21 protein-coding genes are annotated in these 22,421 nt (G+C 61.0%); 11 read left to right on the top strand and 10 right to left on the bottom strand.

Going from position 1 to position 22,421, the window contains the following annotated elements:
- Nucleotides 1-214 precede the first annotated feature (214 nt).
- The gene (locus BM399_RS04620) at nucleotides 215-997 is read left to right on the top strand and encodes an alpha/beta hydrolase (protein ID WP_092864802.1); all 783 of its coding nucleotides are present in this window, start codon (nucleotides 215-217) and stop codon (nucleotides 995-997) included.
- A gap of 33 nt (nucleotides 998-1,030) precedes the next feature.
- Here the strand turns inward: BM399_RS04620 and BM399_RS04615 are convergent, their stop codons facing one another.
- The gene (locus tag BM399_RS04615; RefSeq protein WP_244531069.1) at nucleotides 1,031-2,152 is read right to left on the bottom strand and encodes an anhydro-N-acetylmuramic acid kinase; all 1,122 of its coding nucleotides are present in this window, start codon (nucleotides 2,150-2,152) and stop codon (nucleotides 1,031-1,033) included.
- An 89-nt stretch (nucleotides 2,153-2,241) separates the two neighbouring features.
- Here BM399_RS04615 and tyrS point away from each other — a divergent pair, with 89 nt between their 5' ends.
- Nucleotides 2,242-3,501 carry a tyrosine--tRNA ligase gene (gene tyrS / locus BM399_RS04610; RefSeq protein ID WP_092864799.1) on the top strand — a complete coding sequence of 420 codons (1,260 nt, stop codon included), beginning with the start codon at nucleotides 2,242-2,244 and terminating at the stop codon, nucleotides 3,499-3,501.
- Nucleotides 3,502-3,508: 7 nt separating this feature from the next.
- On the opposite strand, the gene BM399_RS04605 is transcribed toward tyrS, so the two are convergent.
- Nucleotides 3,509-7,159 (bottom strand): AsmA-like C-terminal region-containing protein, encoded by a 3,651-nt coding sequence (locus BM399_RS04605; RefSeq protein WP_244531068.1) that lies wholly within the window; start codon nucleotides 7,157-7,159, stop codon nucleotides 3,509-3,511.
- A 318-nt stretch (nucleotides 7,160-7,477) separates the two neighbouring features.
- Between BM399_RS04605 and BM399_RS04600 the strand changes: the two genes are divergently transcribed.
- Both BM399_RS04600 and BM399_RS04595 read left to right on the top strand, forming a co-directional pair.
- A complete protein-coding gene (locus tag BM399_RS04600; protein WP_092864793.1) occupies nucleotides 7,478-7,945 on the top strand; it encodes a peroxiredoxin in 468 nt (155 codons plus the stop codon).
- A 236-nt stretch (nucleotides 7,946-8,181) separates the two neighbouring features.
- Entirely contained in the window at nucleotides 8,182-8,694 is a 513-nt protein-coding gene (locus BM399_RS04595) for a bactofilin family protein (protein WP_092864790.1), read from the top strand.
- Between the two features lie 64 nt (nucleotides 8,695-8,758).
- Here the strand turns inward: BM399_RS04595 and BM399_RS04590 are convergent, their stop codons facing one another.
- The 5 genes from BM399_RS04590 to BM399_RS04570 form a co-directional block, all read right to left on the bottom strand.
- On the bottom strand, nucleotides 8,759-11,014 hold the full coding sequence (locus BM399_RS04590) for an ATP-binding protein (protein WP_092864787.1): 2,256 nt from the start codon (nucleotides 11,012-11,014) through the stop codon (nucleotides 8,759-8,761).
- A complete protein-coding gene (locus tag BM399_RS04585; RefSeq protein WP_092864784.1) occupies nucleotides 11,011-12,180 on the bottom strand; it encodes a metallophosphoesterase family protein in 1,170 nt (389 codons plus the stop codon). Before BM399_RS04585 ends, BM399_RS04590 begins: the two co-directional genes overlap by 4 nt.
- 39 nt (nucleotides 12,181-12,219) lie before the next feature.
- Nucleotides 12,220-12,759: a GNAT family N-acetyltransferase gene (locus BM399_RS04580; protein WP_092864781.1), complete on the bottom strand. Its 540-nt coding sequence runs from the start codon at nucleotides 12,757-12,759 to the stop codon at nucleotides 12,220-12,222.
- A gap of 73 nt (nucleotides 12,760-12,832) precedes the next feature.
- Entirely contained in the window at nucleotides 12,833-13,270 is a 438-nt protein-coding gene (locus BM399_RS04575) for a hypothetical protein (RefSeq protein ID WP_092864778.1), read from the bottom strand.
- A 127-nt stretch (nucleotides 13,271-13,397) separates the two neighbouring features.
- Nucleotides 13,398-14,030, bottom strand: a complete 633-nt coding sequence (locus BM399_RS04570) for a MarC family protein (RefSeq protein ID WP_092864775.1) — start codon at nucleotides 14,028-14,030, stop codon at nucleotides 13,398-13,400.
- A 240-nt stretch (nucleotides 14,031-14,270) separates the two neighbouring features.
- Between BM399_RS04570 and BM399_RS04565 the strand changes: the two genes are divergently transcribed.
- Nucleotides 14,271-14,543 carry an usg protein gene (locus BM399_RS04565; RefSeq protein ID WP_092864772.1) on the top strand — a complete coding sequence of 91 codons (273 nt, stop codon included), beginning with the start codon at nucleotides 14,271-14,273 and terminating at the stop codon, nucleotides 14,541-14,543.
- A 291-nt stretch (nucleotides 14,544-14,834) separates the two neighbouring features.
- Here BM399_RS04565 and BM399_RS04560 read toward each other — a convergent pair whose 3' ends face one another.
- Nucleotides 14,835-15,779 (bottom strand): sensor histidine kinase, encoded by a 945-nt coding sequence (locus BM399_RS04560; RefSeq protein ID WP_244531067.1) that lies wholly within the window; start codon nucleotides 15,777-15,779, stop codon nucleotides 14,835-14,837.
- A gap of 607 nt (nucleotides 15,780-16,386) precedes the next feature.
- On the opposite strand from BM399_RS04560, the gene BM399_RS04555 reads away from it, so the two are divergent.
- The 5 genes from BM399_RS04555 to BM399_RS04530 all read left to right on the top strand — a co-directional run bounded on the left by BM399_RS04555 (nucleotide 16,387) and on the right by BM399_RS04530 (nucleotide 21,007).
- Nucleotides 16,387-16,767, top strand: coding sequence for a TIGR02300 family protein (locus tag BM399_RS04555; protein WP_143111329.1), 381 nt, complete (start codon nucleotides 16,387-16,389; stop codon nucleotides 16,765-16,767).
- A 204-nt stretch (nucleotides 16,768-16,971) separates the two neighbouring features.
- Nucleotides 16,972-17,349 carry a DUF930 domain-containing protein gene (locus BM399_RS04550; RefSeq protein WP_092866342.1) on the top strand — a complete coding sequence of 126 codons (378 nt, stop codon included), beginning with the start codon at nucleotides 16,972-16,974 and terminating at the stop codon, nucleotides 17,347-17,349.
- 45 nt (nucleotides 17,350-17,394) lie between these two features.
- Entirely contained in the window at nucleotides 17,395-17,808 is a 414-nt protein-coding gene (gene arsC / locus BM399_RS04545) for an arsenate reductase (glutaredoxin) (protein WP_092864764.1), read from the top strand.
- Nucleotides 17,809-18,189: 381 nt separating this feature from the next.
- On the top strand, nucleotides 18,190-19,014 hold the full coding sequence (locus BM399_RS04540; protein WP_244531066.1) for a GlcG/HbpS family heme-binding protein: 825 nt from the start codon (nucleotides 18,190-18,192) through the stop codon (nucleotides 19,012-19,014).
- Nucleotides 19,015-19,363: 349 nt separating this feature from the next.
- Nucleotides 19,364-21,007, top strand: coding sequence for an arylsulfatase (locus BM399_RS04530; protein ID WP_092864758.1), 1,644 nt, complete (start codon nucleotides 19,364-19,366; stop codon nucleotides 21,005-21,007).
- Between the two features lie 94 nt (nucleotides 21,008-21,101).
- Here the strand turns inward: BM399_RS04530 and BM399_RS21575 are convergent, their stop codons facing one another.
- Together BM399_RS21575 and BM399_RS04520 are read right to left on the bottom strand one after the other, a co-directional pair.
- The gene (locus BM399_RS21575; protein ID WP_425284054.1) at nucleotides 21,102-21,413 is read right to left on the bottom strand and encodes a PsiF family protein; all 312 of its coding nucleotides are present in this window, start codon (nucleotides 21,411-21,413) and stop codon (nucleotides 21,102-21,104) included.
- Nucleotides 21,414-21,461: 48 nt separating this feature from the next.
- Entirely contained in the window at nucleotides 21,462-21,839 is a 378-nt protein-coding gene (locus BM399_RS04520; protein WP_143111328.1) for a hypothetical protein, read from the bottom strand.
- Between the two features lie 291 nt (nucleotides 21,840-22,130).
- On the opposite strand from BM399_RS04520, the gene BM399_RS04515 reads away from it, so the two are divergent.
- Entirely contained in the window at nucleotides 22,131-22,382 is a 252-nt protein-coding gene (locus BM399_RS04515; protein ID WP_092864752.1) for a hypothetical protein, read from the top strand.
- The last annotated feature ends 39 nt before the right edge of the window (nucleotides 22,383-22,421 follow it).

Raw genomic sequence — 22,421 nt, 5'->3', positions numbered from 1 at the left:
AAGAGAGCCGCCCTGATCCAATGCCTTTTGTAAACGAGCCAGGACCCAGTATTTCGAACGGTTCTAAAGTTATGGAAATCCTGAGCGCCGGAGTCAAGGATTGAGATTCAACCCACAAGGATTTGAACGCCCGGAGGCCATCCATTGGCTTCCTCAGTCGCTCTGAAGCCAATCGTCTGAACCCGAATCACCCGAAAAAACCGAGTAATCTCCGATGCCCGAACTTATTATCAATGGCCCAGGCGGACGCCTGGAAGCCCGGTACCATCACGAAAGCAACGGCGACAGCCCGATCGCGCTGATTTTGCATCCCCATCCCCAGTTCGGGGGCACGATGAACAATCAGGTCGTCTATTCGCTCTATCACACCTTTGCCGCACGTGGATTTTCCGTCCTGAGGTTCAATTTCCGGGGCGTAGGTCGCAGCCAGGGCGTCTGGGATGGCGGGCCGGGCGAGCTTGCCGATGCGGCATCTGCTCTCGACTGGCTCCAGCAGGTTAAGCCCGACGCCAAGACGTGCTGGATCGCCGGCGTGTCGTTCGGAACGTGGATCGCCATGCAGCTCCTGATGCGGCGCCCCGAGGTGGATGGCTTCATCTGCGTCGCCCCGCCGTCCAATCTCTATGACTTCTCGTTCCTCGCGCCCTGCCCCTCCTCTGGCCTGATCATCAACGGCGACATCGATCGCGTCGTCCCGACGGCGTCCGTCGCCGAAATGGCCGCAAAGGTTAAGGTGCAAAAAGGCATCAAGATCACGCACGAGGTCGTGCCCGGCGCCAACCACTTCTTCGAGAACAAAACCGAAGAACTCGGCTCCATCGTCGGCTCCTATCTGGATGACCGGATGATCCAGTTCGAACAGGATCGCGAGCGCAACAAGGAACGTGAGCGCGAACGCGAACGCGAACGTCAGCGCCAGCGTGAACTCGAGCGCATGGAAACTCAGAGCACCCCGGCGGCGGCGGCGGCTGGCGAGGACGACAGCGACGACGAGTAAGTTCGTCGCCCAGCTTTTCGAGAGTCCGGTTCTCTAATTAATCACATGAGCGGTGGGGTCTGCGCGCAGCCCCCCGCTCATCGGCTCGGCAACGCCCGTCGTTCCGGGATAAGTGATCGGCAAACCGCGGATTGAGCGGACCGCCAGATAAGCCCACGCTTCCGCTTCCAAACTGTCGCCGTCGAGTTCCACGGTCTCTGCGGGAACAACCGCATACTGAACCCGCTCGGCAAGCATCCGCATGATCGCGCGGTTCTTGCGGCCGCCCCCTGAAATGATCCAAAGCTCGGGCTCAGCGGGCATATGCTCGCGCGCTCTGGCGATGGCTCGCGCCGTGAAAGCAGCAAGCGTCGCCGCCCCGTCCTCGACCGAGAGATGGTCGACGAGATCAGTCGAAAACGTATTCCGGTCGAGTGACTTCGGCGGCGTCTCCGTGAAGTAGGCGTGGCTCAGACAAAGCCGGACGGCCTCCTCGTCTACGGTGCCGTTCGATGCAGTCGCCCCACCGGAATCGAGAGCTGCGCCCGTTTTCCGCGCCATCCAATCGTCGAGCAACGCGTTGCCCGGCCCCGTATCGAACGCCAGCAGATGGCCGTCGCGGCCGATCCACGTGACGTTCGCGACGCCGCCGATGTTGACGACCGCGACCGGCCGTTGCGGCAGTTTGGACGTGAGCGCACGATGGTAAACCGGAACGAGGGGCGCGCCTTGCCCGCCCGCATCGACGTCGGCGGCGCGGAGATCGTAGACGACCGGACAGCGCGTGAAATTGGCCAGAAGCCCGCCGAGCCCAAGTTGCACGGTCAAGCCCGCCTCAGGCCTGTGAAGCACGGTTTGGCCGTGAAACCCGATGACGTCGACCGATGCCCCGTCGATCTCGGTATCCCTGAAAAACTGGCTGACGGCGACAGCATGACGCTCGGTCAGGGCCCGCTCGGCCTCCGCCAGCGAACGAATACGATCACCCCGCGATTTCAGACCGCCGGCGTCCGCAATCGCGTTGATGAGAAGCCGCCGCATGGCGTCGTCATAGGGATAGGTCCGCGCTTGGCCGCGACGAACGATGTCCTCCCCATCCGTTTCGAGAAGGGCTACGTCAACGCCATCGAGCGATGTGCCGCTCATCAGCCCAATCGCCCGCATCAACTTGCCCATGGGCACCTTCCCGTGCATGGTGTCGCCCGCCCGCGACACGGCTCGATTGGAGCAGCTCGCGGCCACCCAAGCGGAAGCCAACAATAACGATGTCGACACCGAAATCCGAATTTCTCAAGATTATGACCGAGCGCGGCTTTGTTCACCAGAGCTCGGATATCGAGGGCCTCGATAAATTGGCGAGCGAGGGCCGCCTCGTCGCCTATGTCGGCTATGATTGCACCGCGCCGTCGCTGCATATCGGCCATCTCTTGTCGATCATGATGCTCCGCTGGATGCAGACCTCCGGGGCCGGCAAGCCTATCGCCCTGATGGGTGGCGGCACCACGCGCATCGGCGATCCCTCCGGCAAGGACGAGACCCGCGTATTGCGAACGGTTGAAGAGATCGAAACCAACAAACAGAGCATCAAGCAGGTCTTTGCAGAATTCCTGCGCTTCGGCGATCAGATGACCGATGCGCTGATGGTCGACAACGCGGAATGGCTGGCGCCGCTGAATTATATCGGCTTCCTGCGCGACGTCGGCCGCCACTTCTCGGTCAACCGCATGCTGACGATGGACAGCGCAAAGCTGCGCCTCGAGCGCGACCAGGAGCTGTCGTTCATCGAATTCAACTACATGCTGCTCCAGGCCTACGACTTTGTGGAACTCAACCGCCGCTATGGCTGCAACTTGCAGATGGGCGGATCGGACCAGTGGGGCAACATCGTCACCGGCATCGACCTTGGCCGCCGAATGGGCGTCAAGGAGCAGCTCTACGCTCTGACGTGTCCGCTGCTGACGACCGCATCCGGCGCGAAGATGGGCAAGACCGCCTCCGGCGCCGTCTGGCTGAACGAAGCGCAGCTTTCCGCCTACGATTACTGGCAGTTTTGGCGGAACACGGAAGATGCGGACGTTGGCCGCTTCCTTAAGCTTTTCACATTCCTGCCGCTCGACGAAATCGCCAAGCTCGAGAGCCTTTCGGGCTCCGGGATCAACGAAGCAAAGAAAGTACTGGCGACGGAAGCAACCGCCCTTCTGCACGGCCGCGAAAAGGCCGAGGCTGCGGCCGAGACCGCGCGCAAAACGTTCGAGCAGGGAACGCTCGCGGATAATCTTCCAACGATCGAGATCCCTCGCGCCGATTTGGAAGCGGGCCTTGGCGTTCTGACTGCCTTCGTCAAAGCGGGCTTGGTGGCGTCGAACAGCGAAGCGCGACGGCAAGTCCAAGGCGGCGGCCTGAAGGTCAACGACGAACCGGTGACGAGCGACAAGGCAACCGTCGGCACCGCTGACGCTGGAACGACCGGCGTCATCAAGCTTTCGCTTGGCAAAAAGAAGCACGTGCTTCTGAAACCGGTCTAAGCGCCGCTCAGTGGTTGGTCGTCGTCGACGACCAACCATCGACCGCCTCAGCCTCCTTCGGAGCGGTCTTCTTTGCCTTGGCCTGCGCTGGCGCGTGCGTCTTTGCTTTCGACTTTGGCTTCTCGCCCGCGACAGAGGGAACGGGCGGCGCCGCGCGCACCCGGTCCTCGACCGGCTTTTGCGGAGCCCGGTCTTCGCGTACCTGAATGGTCGGATCCATCGACGTCATCTGGAAGATGTCCCGGAATATTCCAGGAGCGACCAGCGAGAACGGGTTGACGATGACCTGCGGGTCGGAAGTCGGTCCCTGCACGGCAAATGTCATTCCGACGATTCCCTCGCCCTGCGAGCCCGATAGGATCTGTCCAAGCAGCGGAATGTCGCCGAGCGCGCCATTCAAACCCTGCAACGGAATGTAGGTGCCGCCGATGTTGACGCGCTTCGTCCGGAAATCAACCTTGCCGCGAAGCGTTGCGCCGAGCATCGGCCCTTTGAGATAGGATTCCTGCAGCACGAACTGACCGTACCCGACAGAGAACGGCGCGCGCATCCGCGTGAAATCGAATACCTCGCGCGTAACCTTGCGATTGCCCCCGATGGCCGGACGCCCCTCGTCAGCGCTGCTGACGACTTCGGTAACGATCGGATCGCCGAGAATTCTGAAATTGTCGACGACGAGAACGCCGGTCTTTTCCGCGGGCCCAGCGCCGTCGAGCCCGACGTCGAGCTGCATCTTCCCGCCCGTCATATTCGGATAGAAGTTCACGAGCTTCATCACCTGGCCCGCGTCGCTCGAGGTAACGACCAATCTCCGGCCGCCCTGGCCTTGATCGAGTTTCGCGACGAGCAATGCTCCCCCGTCGAGCGTGCCCTTGGCATCGAGGCTCGCGAGATCTCCGTCGCGCATTTCAATTGCCATCTTGAGATTGCGCAACGAAACGTCATAGCTACCGATGACGTTCGCGAGGTCGACGGTAACGTGCGCACCGGCCGACGACGCCCTGTCCTTCCGGTCCGGACCGTCGCCGACGCTGAACAGCGAACGGAAGAAATTTCGCGCATCGAAATTCGAACCGGCGATCTTGATCGTCCAAATGTCGTCCTTGCTGCGCGAGCCGCTCATGTCGAGCCGCGAGATGACGTTCAGATTGACCCCAGGAAAATTGAATTCCTTGACCTTGTTGTCGGTGCCGATGACGATCCGCCCATCGGCGGCGATATCGTCGCTGACGACCTTGAAGTTTTGCAGTTCCGTGTCGCGGCCCGGACTACTGACGATATCCGCGTCAAGGCTCGCTGTCCGGCCCGGCGCCTTTCGCCATTGCAAATGCTCGAATGTAAGCTCGGCCTCCGTCAGATCGGCATGCAGCTTGATCGCGGGCTCCGGCCGGTCGCCCTTCTGCAGCGAAATTTCGACCGGGACGACACCATGAACGAGGTTGTTGATGTCGAGGCCGAGCTGCGTGCGATCCGTCTCGTCCAGCTTCGCGACGATCTTGAGCGGCGGCTGCTGCGCCGCATCCGGACCGAGAAGCCGCTGTCCGACGACCTTCGCCGGAATGCCGTTGATGAGCAGATCGCCCTTCGCATCGAGCGACGTGTCGGTGAGCGTAAGATCGAGAGTAAAGCCTTGAACATCGAAGCGGCCGGCGACTTTGCCGAAGCGCCCGTCGGATACGCGGGCTTTGCCGGTAATCGTCATGTCATCGCCGGTGACACCCGGGAAGAACGGCAGCTTGATCACAAGCTGAGCGTCGACCTTGCCTTCTCCGGCTTTCGGCAATGGCGACGCATCCCGCACAGCCCGGACCGGAAGCTGCTCCATGGCTTCAAGGAAAGGACCAAGATCTCCGACAGCCGAAAAGCCGATCTCGCCGTTCGGGCGCGGACCCAGGATATCGTCGGTCGTCAGGCGCCCATTCTTGAGCGGAAGCTGGCCACCGCCCGGCAACGCGACGGCGCCTTCGGGCACCGTAATATCAAGCGCGTTATCCTTGATGCGAATTGACGTGCTCGGCGCCGCAATCGACTGCATGCCCGGCAATGGCGCAAACACCGCGTTACTCGCCTCAAAACTCGCGTTGACTCGCTCGAGCTCCGTCGAAACGGAGCCCGGCTCCATGCCACCCACGTTGTCGTTCGTGAACCGAAGAGTTCCACCCTTGAAGTCGACGGCCGATACGTTCTTGCCAACCCAGTCGCGCGTCCCCGTCGCCACCGCACGCGGCCATAGCGCCTTGAGCGTCGCAAGCGGCATCGGTGAAACCGTGAACTCGGCCGACATACTCTGACCTTGCGGTCCCGCCTGGGTCGTCGCCTTGACCGTCGCCTCGCCGCCACCGCCCGCGAGGCGGAATTCGGTCAGATCGATGAAACCCCGCCGGGGTATGATCGTGCCGCGCGCCGACCAGTTGTCGATCGTCACCGGAGGCACGTTGAATTCCGCCGCCTCGAACACGCCATTCTTGCCGTCGAGCGCGAAGAGCCATTGCGGCGGGTCTGTTCCCTTCGAAACGTCGGTCATGTTCCCGGTGAACATCATCGTGCCGTCGGCCCATTTCACCGGGCTCGGCTGCAGCTCCCAATGCCGGGCCTTGCCGTCGAACGTCAGCTTGAAGAGACCGGCCGTCACCTCCATCGGGTGGACCAGATGCGGAAGCCGCACGCGCCCTTGACCGACTTCGAGGGCAAGTTCACCGCTTTCGATATCGCCGACGGTGGAAAGCTCGACCGTGGCATCGCCCGAAACCGGAAATTCGAAGTTCCCAAGCAAGGCAAGCGGGGGCGCCGCAGCTGCGAGCGTGGATGGAACGAGGTCGCGGATCGTTGCCTTCACGTCGAGCTTGCCGGTTTGAACGCTTTCGTCCGTCAGGAATGATACCGACCATGCCCCCCTCGGCGACGCGACGGTCGCGCGGCCGGAGATGACGCTACGCCGCTCGGCGTGATTGAAATCGACGCTCGCCTCATCAATGCGCCACGAACTGCGCTGGCCCTCGTAGTCGACGACGACCGTCGCGTTCGAAAGACCGAATTCCGTCAGATACGAAGTCGCGTCGAGGCGCTTTCTGGCGCGGCGGGACGACTCGCTCAGCATCTTCGCCAGGTTGACCTTCGTCCCCGCTTCAACCGCCGAGCGCGGCGGAGCCACCGTTGTTCCCGGGTTGGCGACGGGAGGCGGAGCGGCAACGCTGCTGCCATCCGGACGCACCGGAACAGGCTTCGGCACCGCTCGCTCGAACACGAACCCGGATTTCTCGGAATAGGCGAGCGCGATGATCGGATCGATGAGTTCGATGCGCGCCGGAACGATGCGTCCGCGCGCCAGCGCCGCCATCGAAATGTTTACGGCGGCAAGTGGCGACGAGAGCACCACATCGCCGCCCTGCTCCAGCACGCTCACGTCCCGGAGCCGGAATTCCAACTCGCTGTTTGGCCCAAGCCTGAGCTCGGCGCCGTCGATCTTCACCGAGCTCGTAACGAGTTCCGCGTTGATGCCGCGCTCGATCGGCGAGACGACGAAATCAAAAGCGATCGGACCGTGCTTCAGCCGTACGTAGAGCAGGCCGGTCGCCATCATCGCGAGCAACGTCAACGGCACGATGCAATAAAAGAGAACGCGGCAGCCGCTCAAGAAATGCCGGAGGCCTGTAGACATCGCCCCATCTTCATCGTCGTCCATCGGAGGACCGGGCGGAGCCGTCGCCACGCGCTGCGAAACAGCAGTTCGTGGCACGACATTTAGCTGCGCGCTTTGATCGGCGTCGCGCCGATTTGGAGGGCGCCCGCCGGTTGCCAGTTTCGTCAACGCCGCTCCTCAAGAACCCCCGCGGGCCATACCGGCCCGACCCCTCGTGCTGTCGCCGGGAACGGACAGAAAAAGCTTTCAAAAAGAAAGTCTAAATCTGTCTGGCCTCCGCTCGCTCGACGTGCCAGCTACAGTGCCGAAAAGCGACAAAAGAAAGGCACATTTAAGATGATCGAGGAAGGAAAGAAGGCTCCTGATTTTAGCCTGCCTGATGACATCGGTGGAGAGGTTCGGCTTTCCAAATTGAAAGGCCGTCTTGTCGTCCTTTATTTCTATCCGAAGGACGACACTTCGGGTTGTACGCAGGAGGCAAAAGACTTCTCGTGCCTCGCCGAAGAATTCGCAGCCGTAGGCGCGGACGTCATCGGCATCTCCCCCGATAGCGCAAAGAGCCATCAAAAATTCAAAACCAAACACGGCCTGTCCGTGCGCTTGGCTGCCGACGAGCAGAAGGAGACCGCGATCGCCTATGGCGTATGGGTCGAGAAATCGATGTACGGGCGGAAATACATGGGCGTCGAACGCTCGACCTTCCTGATCGACAAATCGGGAAAACTTCTCCGCAGCTGGCGGAAAGTTCGCGTCCCGGGGCATGCCGAAGAGGTTCTGGAGACGGTTAAGGCGCTCAAAACCTGACCAAAACGGTGCGAATAGCGGCACCGTTGATCTTCCGCCACACTTCTCCACCAAGAATATGCCATCTGCAGCAATGCAGAGAGTTTCCGGTGGAAATTGTTACGCTCAACGGTGGATTGGGCCGCCAAAAATGCTATCCGAATCAAACGCGCTCGCCGCACGTTTGAATAACGTAATGCGTTGAGGCCGCTTCGGGCGCGGGTCGTTGCTTATGTTGTGTTAGAGGGGAAGAACATATGTTGCCTAATTTTCGCCGTACCGAGCCGACCGCCTCTGCCGCCGAAGCGAGCGCCGCACCAGCCTTCCAGCCGCGCCCCTTTCTGACCGTGCCCCGAGCTGCCGCGACCGAAGGACCAAAATCCGTTTCGGTGATTGGCACGGACCTGACCATAACCGGCAATCTCATCTGCAAGGGCGAAGTCCAAGTCGACGGCATCGTCGAGGGTGACATCCAAGGCAGCAACGTCGTCGTCGGTGAACACGCGACCGTCACCGGCAGCATCTCCGGTGAAGAAGTCATCGTCCGCGGCCACGTCGTCGGATCGGTACGCGGACGCCGCGTCATGCTGCAGACGACCAGCCAGGTCGAAGGCGATATTTTCCACCAATCGCTGTCCATCGAGCAGGGTGCTCTGTTCGAGGGCAAGTCGCGCCGCACCAAGGAGGACCCGCGTACGATCGCGGCGCCGAAATCCGAGCCCATCGGCTTTGTCGTGCCGCCGCGGCTGCCGCCCGAACTTCCGAATTAATACCCGTCACTACCGACTAAACCCTCTCAAACCCCCCAAGGCCTTTCCCCCTAAAGGCCTTAACTCACCTTTCCGGCCGCCAGTTTGTAACTGTGAGTCGACGGCCGGGAAGGATTTCGAAAGCTCTCTCGCGACACGTCAGAACGATGATCTGCGGAACGCTGCTGGCGGCCGCAAGCTCCCCGCATACGGCCGCGAGACGCGCATCGTCCGAATAGGCCAGCGGATCGTCGACCACGAGAGGCACGCCCCGCCCGCTTTCGGCGAGTATTTCCGCAAACGTCAGGCGGACCAGGATCGAGAGCTGCTCCCGCGTGCCGTCGGAAAGCGCGGTGACGGTCTCGGTCCCTGCAGCACGCCGCAGGGCATCGACAGCGAAATCATCGCGAAATGTCAGCTCCGATGTCCCGAACACCCGTTCGAGATGCCGGCCGAGCCGGCGTGAGATCGGGGCCGAATAAGCAGCCTTCGCTTGGGCTTCGATAGCGGCGAGCGTTCGCTCCAAAAGCCGCAACGCTTCCGCCTCGTGCCGTAGCCTCTGCGCCTCCGCTTCCGCGCGCTCGAACTCGCCTTCGCGCGCAGCAAGTTCCCCCGCCCGGCCGTTTTCGTCACTTGCCTGCTGCGCGCCCTTTGCGTGCGCAAGCTCATCCCGCAGGCGGCCGATCTCGCTCTTGCGATTTTCTTCGGTCTTTCGGGCGGCAACGATTTCGCCGTCGAGTCTGCGGAAGTCGTCGTCGTCCATCGCCTGAGCACTGAGTGCGTTGAATGTCAGGCGAGCGTCCATGGCAACCGACTTCAAACGTTCGACGTCAGGTTCGGAGAGAGAGGCTTGAGCCACAGCCGCCAACTCCGCCTCGATCTGCGCAATGTCGCTGGCGAGCACTTCCGCGCCACGAGGCGCGAGATCTGAGAGCCGGGCACGCGCAGCGGCGAGATCCGCTTGCTTCTTTGCACGGGCCTGAGCCCGCTCGCGCGCTTGTTCGGTCGTCGCAACGCCGAGACGCTTCAGCGCATCCTCGATTTCGCGCGTCGCCGCTTCACTCTTAGCGCGGAGTTCCGCGCCGCGCGCCGCATGCGCCGTCGAAATCGAAATCGCAGCGATCCCCGGAATGCGAATTTCGAGCGGCTCGACGACAGCGAAACTGCGGCTCTCTTGAAGCGGCGACCCGCCGATCTCGATCCGCCCGCGGCCACCCTCTTCGACCGCGATATCGACTGTTGCGGCGTGCCCTGAAAGCTCCGCTTCGGCGACGGCACGTTGCTGTTCCAGAACGCCGAGGCGATCGATCACGCCCGGAAGCGCCGGATCGGCTTCAATCTCGGATGTCCACGTGCCGATCTGCCGGCCGGTTTCCACCGCCGTGGCATATCCCGCCCGCTTCTGGTCGAGCGCTTCCGCCAATTTCTTGCGCGACGCGAGCGCGCCGAGCGCCGCAGCGTGTTCCGCTTCCCGCGCGCGCATCGCCTCCCGTGCGAGATCCCGCTGAGACCGCGTATCGATGGCAGCCGCGCGCCGCGCCTCTAGTGCCAGAGTCCCCGAACCGGACGCATTCGATTGCACCTCGGCTTCCAACTCGCCAAGCCGCCTCGTCATCTCCACGATGTCGTTGAGCCGCTGCTCCGCAGCTTGCGCGATTGTGCGAGTCTCGTCGCGCTCCTTTTTGGCATCGTCTCGAAGCTGCTGCGCGACGTAAAGCGGCCCGTCCTTCTTGATCCCGGCTCTCGACGGCGTCAGCAGCAGATCAAGCGCACGTTTGGTTCGATCGCGCACGCCCTCGAAAGCCGCATCGAATGCAGCCGTTTCGATTTCGCGGCCGATCACGTCCCTGAGAATGGCCCTCTCGCCACGATCCTTCACTTTACCGGCGGGATCGATGTCGGGCTCGGGCAGCGACAACGTCTGCTTCTGGCGAACCCAGACCAAGCCGAAGCTCCCGGGAAGGTCGCTGCTCCTGCCGGTCAACTCGGCAAGGCGCTCTTCGGCCTCGGCGTTGCGCGCGACGATCGCCCCAGAATCAAGATCGCTCAAAAGAGCGCTCGCTCCCCGTCCGAACTGCTTGCGAATGTGCCAGCGGCGGCCCTGCGCTTCGAAGTCGACTTCGACCAGGGGCTCGCCTCCCCCATACGGCCGCATCGCGTCGAGCGCACCGCCGCTCACTTTGTGGCGTGTAAGAAAAGCCGCTTCGAGCGCGTGGAACATCGTCGACTTACCCATCTCGTTGGGTCCGCAGAGAACGTTCACGCCGTCGCCGAATGTTTCGATGGCAACCGGCTCGACAAATCTTCTGAATGCCGCGACGCGGAGGGCGAGAATTTTCACTGGCCCGCCTCGCGTCGGCCCTCAGCGGCGAAGCCCGCGAGACGAAGCAGCGCCGTTGCGGCAGCGTCACGTTCCGGACTTGCGGGATCTGAACTCACCGCAGCCAGATGTCGTGCCGCGTCGAGCAGCGCCCCCGCAAGACCGAGGCTCTCGAAATCCATGGAGCCGGACGTAACCGTCAGCGCTTTGTCGTCGATCTCGAACCGGCGCAGCCGCGCCGACCATTCTTCCCGCCATACATCGAGCGCCGCGCGATCCGCGAGCGAAAGATGGCCGCCAAGAGCGAGCCGAAGCAAAGTCTTGCCGAGCGTCGAAGCCGCGCTCCGAACGTCGCGTTCGATCGCACCGAAATCGGCGGCCGAGTGAACGGTCCGATCGAACTTCAGCCAGGTGAACTCCGCTGTCGGCACCTTATCAACCGCAACCAGCTGCGCACCGTCGACCGTGACCGAAAGCGCAAAGCCCGGCTCGTTGTCGGGAAATTGATCCGGCTCCGGCGTCCCCGAATACCAGGTCTCTGCTGAAACACGCGCCGCACCGTGCCAATCACCGAGCGCCAGATACGCGAGCCCCGCACGTTTCGCGCGATCGGGCGCCAAACGGAGCGCCGCGTCGTCATCGCTGCCGAAGCCGCGAACCGACCCATGCGCGAGCCCGATGCGGGCGGCGCCCGGCGGGGTCTGAGCCGCGTCCATCCATTCGGTGACATCGCGCCCCGGATCTTTCGACGTTACCGGCGACGGCAACAGCACCGCATTGCCGGCGAGCGTATGAGGCGTTGCACTAGAAAGCACGGAAACGTTCGGCGGCAGACCAAGTCGCGAGACCTGATCCCACACGCCACTCAATCGCAAGGGATCGTGATTGCCCGGCAGAAGCAGCCAGGTCACGTCGCTTTCCTCGGCGAGTTGCGCAAGCGCACGCCGGATCTCGAGCGTCGCGATCAACTCGGAATCGAAGATGTCTCCTGCAACGAGAACATGCCGCGCGCCACGCTCACGCGCGATCTTTGCAAGCCGTCCGATAATTCCGAGCCGCGCAGCCGCCAGCTCGCCCGCGAGCCCCGGCTCGAAGCGGCGAAACGGTTTTGCGAGGTGCCAGTCCGAGGAATGAATGAAGCGGAACGTCATGGCGCGAGCTTTCGCCGCTTCGTCCGTCAACTTCAAGGCATCTCTGGGCGTCGCCGCGGCGTGTGGATAACTTTATCAGAGCGCGCGGCCCAAGAAGAGCAGCTGTCCGCTCGTCCCGGCCCGGACGATCTCGGCGAACCCGTTCCGGTTGTAGAAGCTGATATTCGGCGAGCCAGCCCCCGTGACGACGTGGACGCCCGGCGAGCCAAGAGCTTTTGCATCGGCGACGAAATGATCAATCAACCGGCCGCCAATGCCGCGATTTCGAAAATCCGGCGCGACGTTCACATGCAGGTGCGCGGGAAATTTCTTCGTCTGCTCGCGAAGCGCGTTGAAGAACTCGATGTCGGCAAAGCGCGCCGCCTGGGCCGGATCCTCAATGGCCCCGACGAGATAACCGGCGACCTCGCCCGACGGCCTCAGCGCCAGATACCCGAATTGCGGATCGTGCCGCAGATAGCGCCCGAGCCACCGCTCCCGGAACGCCGCCCGCACGGGCTCGCTCTCGAACGATTTCGTATTGCTTGACTCAAAAAAAATAGCGTCGATGCCGCGCTCGATGTCAGGCGTCGGACCGGCGTCGAGCAAACGGTGGATGCTTACTGTCTCGGACATTGCTCTCGCTTGTCACGCAATGGCGTTTGGACGAGGGCAACCCCCAAAAAAGCATCCCCCTGGCGCAATGCATCTACCCGGCGGCGTCGACGGCGGCAACAAGTTGCCGGCGAAACGACGGGGGCAGATCGGCCGGAATGGCAACGGGCATCGGCGTCGACGTGGACGTGGACGCCGTGTCGTTCGGTCTACTTACAGTCGCCGGTGCGGAACGCCGGTCTGCCGGATTGGCGCCGCCGTAGTTGGGGCTGAAGGGCTCGTTCGGATCGTCCGGCATCGCCCGGATACGTACCGACGGCGCTGCCTGCACCGGCAGGCCGTCCGCTTCCATCTGAACCGTTTGAACCGTTGGTGCTTGCGCGACATAGGCCGGAGGCGGCGAGCCCGCGTAATAGGCCTCGTTGTCGGTTGCGCATCCCGCCACTGAGATCACAACCGCTCCGGCCATCAGCGGGAAAAGGACCGCGCGCAGGGCTTCAACCGGCCGTCGGCCGCAGGATAACGCGAACATGGAACACGCCTTCGACAACGCTACAAACGCTACAAAACCCAAGAATTGTCCGAGATTGAAACATCCGGGCGTTAATGCGGCCCTAACGGCTGCCAGCTTTTGGAAAGCCCGCGAGCTTCTTTTGCTCTCAGCGGTGAATAATGCCTGAAGCGCTGATTCCGTTGAAAACAGCCTGCATGGCAATAGCCGCAAGCAAAATGCCGAACACCCGGATGAGCACGCGTTGCGCCGTAATGCCGAGCAGGTGATTGAGCTCGTTCGCGAGAATGAGCAGCACGAGCGTTACGACCATCACCGCGGCGAGCGACGCCGCGACGATCGCAACGCCGAGCGGCTCACCATGCGCATTCGCCGTCAGCAAAATGCCGGCGCTCATTGCGCCCGGCCCCGCGATCAGCGGCGTCGCTAGCGGAAAAACAGCGATGTCGTCCTTCGTCTGAGCCTCAGCCCCTTCGGGCGGCGTGAGCTTGATCGCGCCCCCCGGCCTCGCAAAAATCATGTCTAGAGCGATCAGCAGCAGGATGATCCCGCCCGCGGTTTGCAACGCCGCAAGCGATACGCCGAGTTCACTCAGGATCGGATCGCCGAACAGCGTGAAAACCGCGAGGATGCACGAAGCGATGAGCGTCGCGCGAATGGCGATGCCTCGGCGCACGTCGTAAGGCATCTTCGGCGTAAGCGTCGCAAACAGCACCGCCGCTTCTATCGGTCCGATCGTTACGAAAAACGTCAGAAAACTTTTGAGCGCCATCTCAACCATTGTCATCCGCCTCTAACGCCGCAACAGACACCGAAGCAAACCGCAGAGCTGCACAGCGAGGCAGCGCTTTGCTCAATGCTCCGCCGACAAATCCAAGCACTCGATTTGGTCAGCTGCTAACAATTCGAATTGGCCAACAATGAATATGGACACGGAACGAATCTCGCATGATCATCGTCATTTCAGGGAGGGCGCCCAGTCACCTAATTGAAAGGAGATTGCTAAGTGACCGAACGTGAAATGTCTTGCGACAAAGGTTTTAAAGCCCAGCTCGCTGGGTTCAGTCTGACGACTGCGGAGATCCTTTATCGTCTTCCGGATCATCCGTCGCTCATCCAAAGCTATATCTGGCAAGAATACGACTCCGCGCCGCGCTTTCCAAAGCTCAAATCGTTTCTCGACTTCTGGACGGCAAAGCTCGAGGGCCAGCTCTACCGCGTGACCGTCGCGCATTCCAAGCTGGTGCGCCCGGCAGAACTCAGATTGATCGGCACAGAGTTTAAACTGAACTAGGAAGCGAAGTTCGCGCTGAAAGCAGTCCGCCTTTTCGATGGCGGCGCCAGGTTCGGAAACGGGGGGATCGCGCGCCACGTTGCGCGCGACGCAGAACGAATTCGATCATCGCCGAGCCCCGCGTGCGACGTCGCATTCGATCAGTTCGCGAACGGGGCGGAGGGCCTCACAAGCTACTTTACCAAAGTGTAAGTACTGCTTTCCGCCAGCTTGGGTTTACGTTCGAAGTTCACTGGGGAATCCCCAAGGACTCCGAAACTCGAGGCAGGGCGAATGCACTGCCTTTTTTTTTTAATTCGCGATCTTCACCGGGATCGTGACGACGATTGCAGTTCCCGGCGAGCGGGGTTCGACCTCGATCTTACTGCCGAGCTGCGCTGCGAGCATCCCCATCAGGCGATTACCGATGCCGGCCTTTCCCGATTCCGGCCCGTTGCGCTGCCCCACACCATCGTCCGCGACAACGAGCTTATAGGCCTCTCCCTCCTGCCGGAAATCCACGATGATGCTTCCATGCCGTTGAGGAAAAGCGTGCTTCGTCGCGTTGGTGACGGATTCGTTGATAATCAGCCCGAGCGGAACCGCCTTTTCCAAACTGATCGAGTGGCTTTCAGCATTGCACTCGATTGCAATGGGGCGCATCGCGAGCCGCGACAGCCTGAGGTCAGCGCACAATTCGCCGATATAGGATTTCGTATCGACGAACACGTGCTCGCCGCGCAGCTCCAGCCGCCGGTGCACGCGCGCTATCGTCTGCACGCGCTCCGCGGCCGAGGTCAACGCCTCGCGCGCCTCCGCATTCGCCGACCGCGCTTGCAAATTCAGTAGCGTCACGACATTGGCGAAATCATTCCTCGTGCGATGGGCGAGCTCGTGGAGCAGCACTTCGCGATCCCGCACGGCCTCACTCACACGCGCATGCTCGTCGGCGAGCGACACAAGCCCCGTATGCAAAGCTTCGACTACCGCCGAGATTGCAAATCCGATCACGACAAAAAGCGCCAGAGCCACTTGGTCGGACCGGTTAATGACGTCGATCCAATAGCGCGGTTCCATAAAGAAATACGAGACCGCCAGCGCGCTCAAAACCGTGGCGAAAAAGCCGTTGCCGCGATCGAGGAACGCCCCGGTAATAAAAATGATCGGAAAATATGCAAGGAATGGGTAGCGAAACGCCGCGTCCCCGATCCAACTATACTGTATCCACGCGACCAGGGCCACGAGTGCGACAGTCACAAGATAGCGCAACGCGACAGGAACTCTTCTTGAGGCGTCGGCAGCTCGGTGAACTGTCGAGATCCATCCTTGCATGCGCAGGAAACGCGCCTCGGCAAGAATTGTTCAAAGCATCGATAGCGCGAGAGTATCCGTGCCTAACACTCCCTGAAGGTCGCGCCCGTCCTGGTCGCGACGCCGCATCAACCTCCGCTCGCGGTTAGCGATCCGTCCACCTGGAACAGCCCTCGAGCCACCTTTCCCGGCCCCGACGGGGCGTGAAGTTGCTTTATTGGCGCACTTCCGGTACGGTCGCAGCACACTATTCGGCAGTTCGATCGGCCTCGCCAAGAACACCCCGAGGCGCCGCCGGCATAATTGGAGCTGACGCCCACCGAGGTTATCAGCGCAGAAGTCGCAAAGCAGACATCGCGGCTACACCGATTAGACACGCATATTCGCTGACCGGTTCCACGATTTGGATCGGCAACGCGCCGTCCAGCAAGCGGCGTCCACGATGACTTATCCGAAAATACTCAACTAACCGGACGATCAATTTTAACACGGTGTGCATCTCGCTTTGCAGGTGCTCGAAAAGCACCAACCAACCCCAGCGAGGATTCGACGAATGTCCACTAGCGCAGCTCAGATGCATGCGGCACGCGGCACAAAACACACGTGCAGCAACGACGAATGCGGCGAACGATTTTACGATTTGAACCGCGACCCGACGGATTGCCCGTATTGCGGCGTCGCCTTCGACCCGCTGGCCGTTCACGCTCGCCACACGTTCGAGATGGAAGTCGGCAAGCGCACGCGCGGCAAGGTCTACAAGCTGACCCAAGCCGAGCCCGAGGCTGAAGAAGCCGAAGTCGGCGTCGAAGCCGGAGTTGACGTCGAGGAAGCTGATGACGGCGCCGACACGCCGAACATCCTCATCGAGGACGACGACAGCGAGCCGACGACAGACGACGTCATCGACCCGGCCCACACCAGCGACGAAACGTAAGCGCTCACATTCGTCCTTCTGCGATGCCACACCGGATCGCCGAAGGACCTCCGCGCTTGTAAATCGAACGAACCCGGCAAACCAAAAAAGTGCGTGACGCTCCGTATGCTCTCTGGGCATAAGGAGACCGAGGAACTGCGCCTTCGTCTCGGCAGATTTTTTGCCGAAAAGTTGGAGGAAGTTCCAGGCACCCGCGGAGGACGAATGCAGCGCTGGCTTTTTCTGATTTTGATTGGACTGATATCGCCCGCAAGCGCCGCGTCCATTGACCAATCCCTGCTCCAACTCGATCCGGAGGAGCGCGCGCATCAGGTTTGCATCCTGAAGGGCATCGACGATATCAAGCGCTCGAAGAAGTTGCGGCACGTCGATCGCGTGAAAACGAGCATCCTCTCGCGCGCAAAATTCGACGGCACCACGGTCGTCGCCAACGGCGGCGCCGTCCGCGCCAATAATCATTGGTATCAGCTGAAGTTCACGTGTGCCGTCACGAGCGAGCAAATGAAGGCGACATCGTTCACCTATGAAGTCGGCCCCGAAATTCCCGAAAGCCAATGGGAGGACCTTGGCCTGTGGAAGTGACGCTCCCCAAACGGCGGCGCGTAGCGGCCACCATGGAGTGAAGTCATGTCCATCACGATCTATCACAACCCAAGCTGCGGAACGTCGCGCAACACGCTTGCCATCATTCGCCAAAGCGGCGCGGAACCGCGCGTCATTGAGTATCTGAAAACGCCGCCGAGCCGTGATGAACTCCGAGACCTCATCCGCGCGATGGGCATCTCGGCCCGTGACTTGCTTCGCCGGAAGGGTACCCCGTACGAGGAGCTTGGCCTCGACGATCCGAAATGGACCGACGATCAGCTGATTGGCTTCATGCTGGAGCACCCGATCCTCATCAATCGCCCGATCGTCGTAACGCCGCTCGGCACCCGCCTTTGCCGGCCATCCGAAACAGTGCTCGACATCCTTCCCAACGCCGACATCGGGGCATTCACAAAGGAAGACGGCGAAATCATCCCGGCGCGCAAAAAGAAATAACGCGCATTTGCGAGCTTGCGCTGGCGTGCCAACCGGCGGTCGCTCGAGCATCGCGAGCCCGATTACAGCACGCTCCTGACGCCCGGGAATATCTTTTGCGGCGGGCGAGCATAAATCTCGCGATATCCTGAAATACTCTGTGGACGAATAGATAAGCAGCCACGGCCCTCTAACGGGACGCTTGGGCCTGGCATCTCCTCCCACCTCCCCGCCCTAGCCTTTGGCTAACACCCCGCGCAAACCGAGCGAACGCCGAGTGCACGATGAACCATGTTCGTGCAGTCTCGCCCAAGCCCGAAGGCGGCGGCGCGGCGAATAATGGCGTGTACTGAATATTACGAAAACCCAACACACCAGTTATATTGAAAAAGGAGATTGCCAGTGAAAGCTCCAAAATTCGTAGCATGCGTTCTCACCATACTCAGCGCCCCCGCCGGCGTCGCGCATGCGACGGACGCTTCGTTCGATTTGAAGCGAGCGTGTGCCGGGCTTCCCAGCGTTTCGGTGCTGCGAGCCAGCCTCATTGCAGCAGCAAACGATCCGAAAGCCTTGAACGGCCTGCAGTTGCTCAACTGGGCGACGGTCGTCAACCGCGACGGCATCGTCTGCGCCGTCGCATTTCAAGGCGATGACCGCGGCGCGCAATGGCCGGGAAGCCGCGTGATCTCGGCACAAAAGGCCAACACCGCGAATGCGTTCAGCCTCAACAAGCTCGCACTTTCGACAGCGAACCTCTTCTCGGCCGTGCAGCCGGGCGGAAGTCTTTTCGGCCTGCAGGAAAGCAACCCCGTCAACACCGGCGTCGCGTACGGCGGCGATTCACGCCTTATCGGCACGTCGAACGATCCGATGGTCGGCGGCAAAATCGGTGGCGTCAACGTCTTCGGCGGCGGCCTCGCGCTTTACGATGGCAGCGGAACGATCATCGGCGGCGTCGGCGTTAGCGGCGATACCTCGTGCCGCGACCACTTCGTCGCTTGGGAACTGCGCCACGTGCTGAAACTCGACTACGTGCCCTCAGGCGTTTCCGGCGATCCTAACCGGCCGGACAACGTCATCTTCGACATCCCGACATCGCAGGTCGCAGCGCCGTCACCGGTGCCAGGACCGAGCACGAGCGGCTTCGGACATCCGAAATGCATCAACACCGGCAATCCCGCCGCGCTCGATCCGATCCGCCACGTTTCGATCGCCTCATCGCATTGATCGTTTGAAATTGATCGTTTGAATACGAGAAAGGGCAGCGAGCGGTCCCCACAAAGGCGGCCGCTCGATTTTCATACCGACCTCCGCGGGATCTTCCTTCATCCTCGAACGCGCGAGCAACGCCGTGACCTTCGGCGCCAAAGTCAAACCCGTTTCTGTCATCTCAAGATGCAACGAACGCCGCTGCGGCGTTGCTCGGTACAGTTTGATCTGCGGCCGCAACGGTTGATTAATTCGAATTGAATCGAGTTCGAGCGCGCTCCGTTTCAACGTCATAAGCATTGGGCGCCCGACCGAAGGCGAGACCATTTCTCCCGCACGAATGCTTCGATGGACCCGGAGATACTCCATGTTCGATTTTCGACAACTCAACATACTGACACCACTCATTACAGCTTTCGCGCTCGCGTTTCCGGCACTCTCCGCCTCACCCGCAGACGCCCAATCCCAACCCAACATCGTCGTCATCATGGGCGACGACATCGGCATGTGGAACATCGGCGCTTATCACAGGGGACTGATGGCCGGGCGAACGCCGAACCTCGACAAGTTGGCCAAGGAAGGCATGCTGTTCACGGACTATTATGCCGAGGCGAGTTGCACAGCAGGTCGCGCCAATTTCATCACCGGAGAACTCCCGATCCGCACCGGCATGACGACGGTCGGCCAAGCGGGCGCAGCAATCGGCCTCCCTGCAGAGGCCATCACCATCGCGACCGCTTTGAAATCGATGGGCTACGCCACGGGCCAATTCGGCAAGAACCACCTGGGCGACAGGAACGAGTTCCTGCCGACCGTCCACGGCTTTGATGAATTTTTCGGCTACTTGTATCATCTCGATGCCATGGAAGATCCGGCCCATCCCAACTATCCGCAGAACCTGCTGAACGTCGTTGGCCCGCGCAACATGGTCCATAGCTGGGCGACTGACACGGACGATCAGACCGTGATGCCGCGTTGGGGCAAGATCGGCAAACAGCGGATCGAAGACGCTGGGCCCCTCTATCCCAAGCGCATGGAAACGGTCGACAACGAGATCCGCGACCTCGCAATCAACTTCATGGATAAAGCCAAAAAGGACGGCAAGCCGTTCTTCGTCTGGCTCAACCCGACGCGCATGCACATCGTCACCCATCTTTCTCCCAAATACGAGGCGATGCGCAATTCCGAGAACGGCTGGTCGGAGGAAGAAGCCGGCATGGCCCAGCTCGACGACGATGTCGGGCTCGTGATGCAGAAGCTCAAGGACCTGGGCGTCGACGACAACACCATTGTCGTCTTCACCACCGACAACGGCACCGAAGTCTTCACGTGGCCCGATGGCGGGCAAACGCCATTTGCGCAGTCAAAGGGAACCGTTCTCGAAGGCGGCTTCCGCGTACCCGCGATCGTTCGCTGGCCCGGCCATGTGCCGGTGGACTCCGTGCAGAACGGAATCTTTTCCGGCCTCGACTGGTTTCCGACGTTCGTCGCCGCTGCCGGCAATCCGAACATCACCGAAGAATTGCTGAAGGGTAAGCAGATCGGCGACCAGACGTACAAGAACCATCTGGACGGCTACAACCAGCTCGATTGCATATCCGGCAAGGGCCCCTCCGCGCGCCACGAGATTTTCTATCTCGGCGAAAGCACGGTCGGCGCGGTGCGCATCGACGACTACAAGTTCCGCTTCATCGATCAGCCCCAAGGTTGGGTGGGGCAAAAAACGCACCCCGACATCCCCTACATCACCAACTTGCGCCTCGATCCCTTCGAACGCACCGGCTGGCCGGAGAGCGGCACGAAAGAAGGCGGGCAACAATACTTCGATTGGTTCAAGTATCAGTTCTGGCGCTTCGTGTTCGTCCAGCAGATGGTCGCGAAGGAACTTCAGACGTTCCTCGACTTCCCGCCGATGCAGCGAGGCGCGAGCTTCAACCTAGACGCCGTCAAAGCGGAAATGCAGAAGCGGATGGCCCAGGCCGAAGCCGCAAGCAAAGGCACCGGCCAGTAGCACGGCCAGCGCGATCGGCGTCCGGCCCAACAGCAAACGCGATCGGCGGCCTGCTCCGCGGAGCGGGACCGCCGATCGCAAACAAAAAGAGCGATCAATTTTGCGTCTTGGTGCCCGTCGCCGAATCCTCAGTTTTCGCTGGAGCCGGCGTCGCGCTGGACTTATCGGCAGCCGGCGGTGGCGTCGTCGTAGCCGATGAGCCCGCGGCTGATTTCGCCTTCAGGTCCTTTTTGCATTGAGCGCGAAATTTGATGCGCTCCTTGCCGTGCAAGCCCTTTGCGTCGGCCTGCTTCGAGCATTCGATCGACTCAGGCGTCTTCGGCTTCGTTTTCGAATCTGCAGCGAAAGCCCCAGTCGATGTGGCCGCAATCGCAATGGCCGCCAGCATTATCGTGAAAGATTTCATCTCGTAATTCCTTTAGCTCTTGTCAGATCAGTTACGTTGCACGGCTCGTCAATTCCACCACCAGTGCCGCGAGCGGTGGTCTTCGCTGAGGTCCTCGCGGTCGTGACGAATGTCCGTCACGTCCCGGTTGAGTTTTTGCTCCGCCCCGCGAAGCTCGACGGCCTCTTCACGGACATTTTCCCTGGCATCATGGGCGGCCCAGATTTCACCGTGCAACCACGCCCAGCGCGCATGGCGGCGCGCATCGCTGAGCTCCTGGCGTTCTTCATCGATATGGCGCTCATCGCGCGCGATTGCGGCGCTATCTCGGCGAATGTCGTTCCGATCTGTGCGGATGTGCGAATTGTATTCATAAGCGTAAGCCGTCGACATCGCCGTTATTGTGACGCCGGCAGCCAGAGCGATAGCGGGAAAAATCCTGTTCACGACACTCTCTCCATGGAGATGCGTTGAATGCGTTGGCTCAGCGGCGTCATCGTGTTTTTGCTTTTCCGGATTATTGCAACGCGACGCCACCCGACGCAGGGCAGATTGCGCGCGTTCGGTTGAACCGTTTCGGAATAGACAGTTCACAGACCGTTCAGGATCAGGCCATCGTGTTGCTGGAAGAGGCCGAAACGAAGCCGTTCAACAATCTGAAAGAAGCCAACAGGCCACGTTTGCTCCGCCCGTCATCGAATTTGGTCATGTGCCCGGGGATCCGATATTTGCACCCTTATGCGAAAGAAGATGTTTTCTGCCCTACGGTCAACCTTCCAAATCGTGTCGGCGCAAATTGTCTGCAACTGGAATCCAACCGCTGTAGAGTATTCGGCAGCGATGGATTCGCTCGGTAAGGTCTTCGGCGATCTCAAACTGGAGGCTGCAGTTGCGCTGCTCTTTAGCGATCTCGCGGCACCGATCGGCGTATCGTTTAGCACCTTCGTCAGAATGTGGAGTTCGCTGCCGCGAGCCCAGAGCGCGGTTTAACCTAAAAGACGCCGCACGGTTCGAATATTGGCCCGAACA

This window comes from Hyphomicrobium facile (assembly GCF_900116175.1).
In the GTDB taxonomy this organism is placed as follows: domain Bacteria; phylum Pseudomonadota; class Alphaproteobacteria; order Rhizobiales; family Hyphomicrobiaceae; genus Hyphomicrobium_B; species Hyphomicrobium_B facile.
Note: the sequence above shows the minus strand (reverse complement) of the source record. Positions and strands in the feature narration are given on the sequence as shown.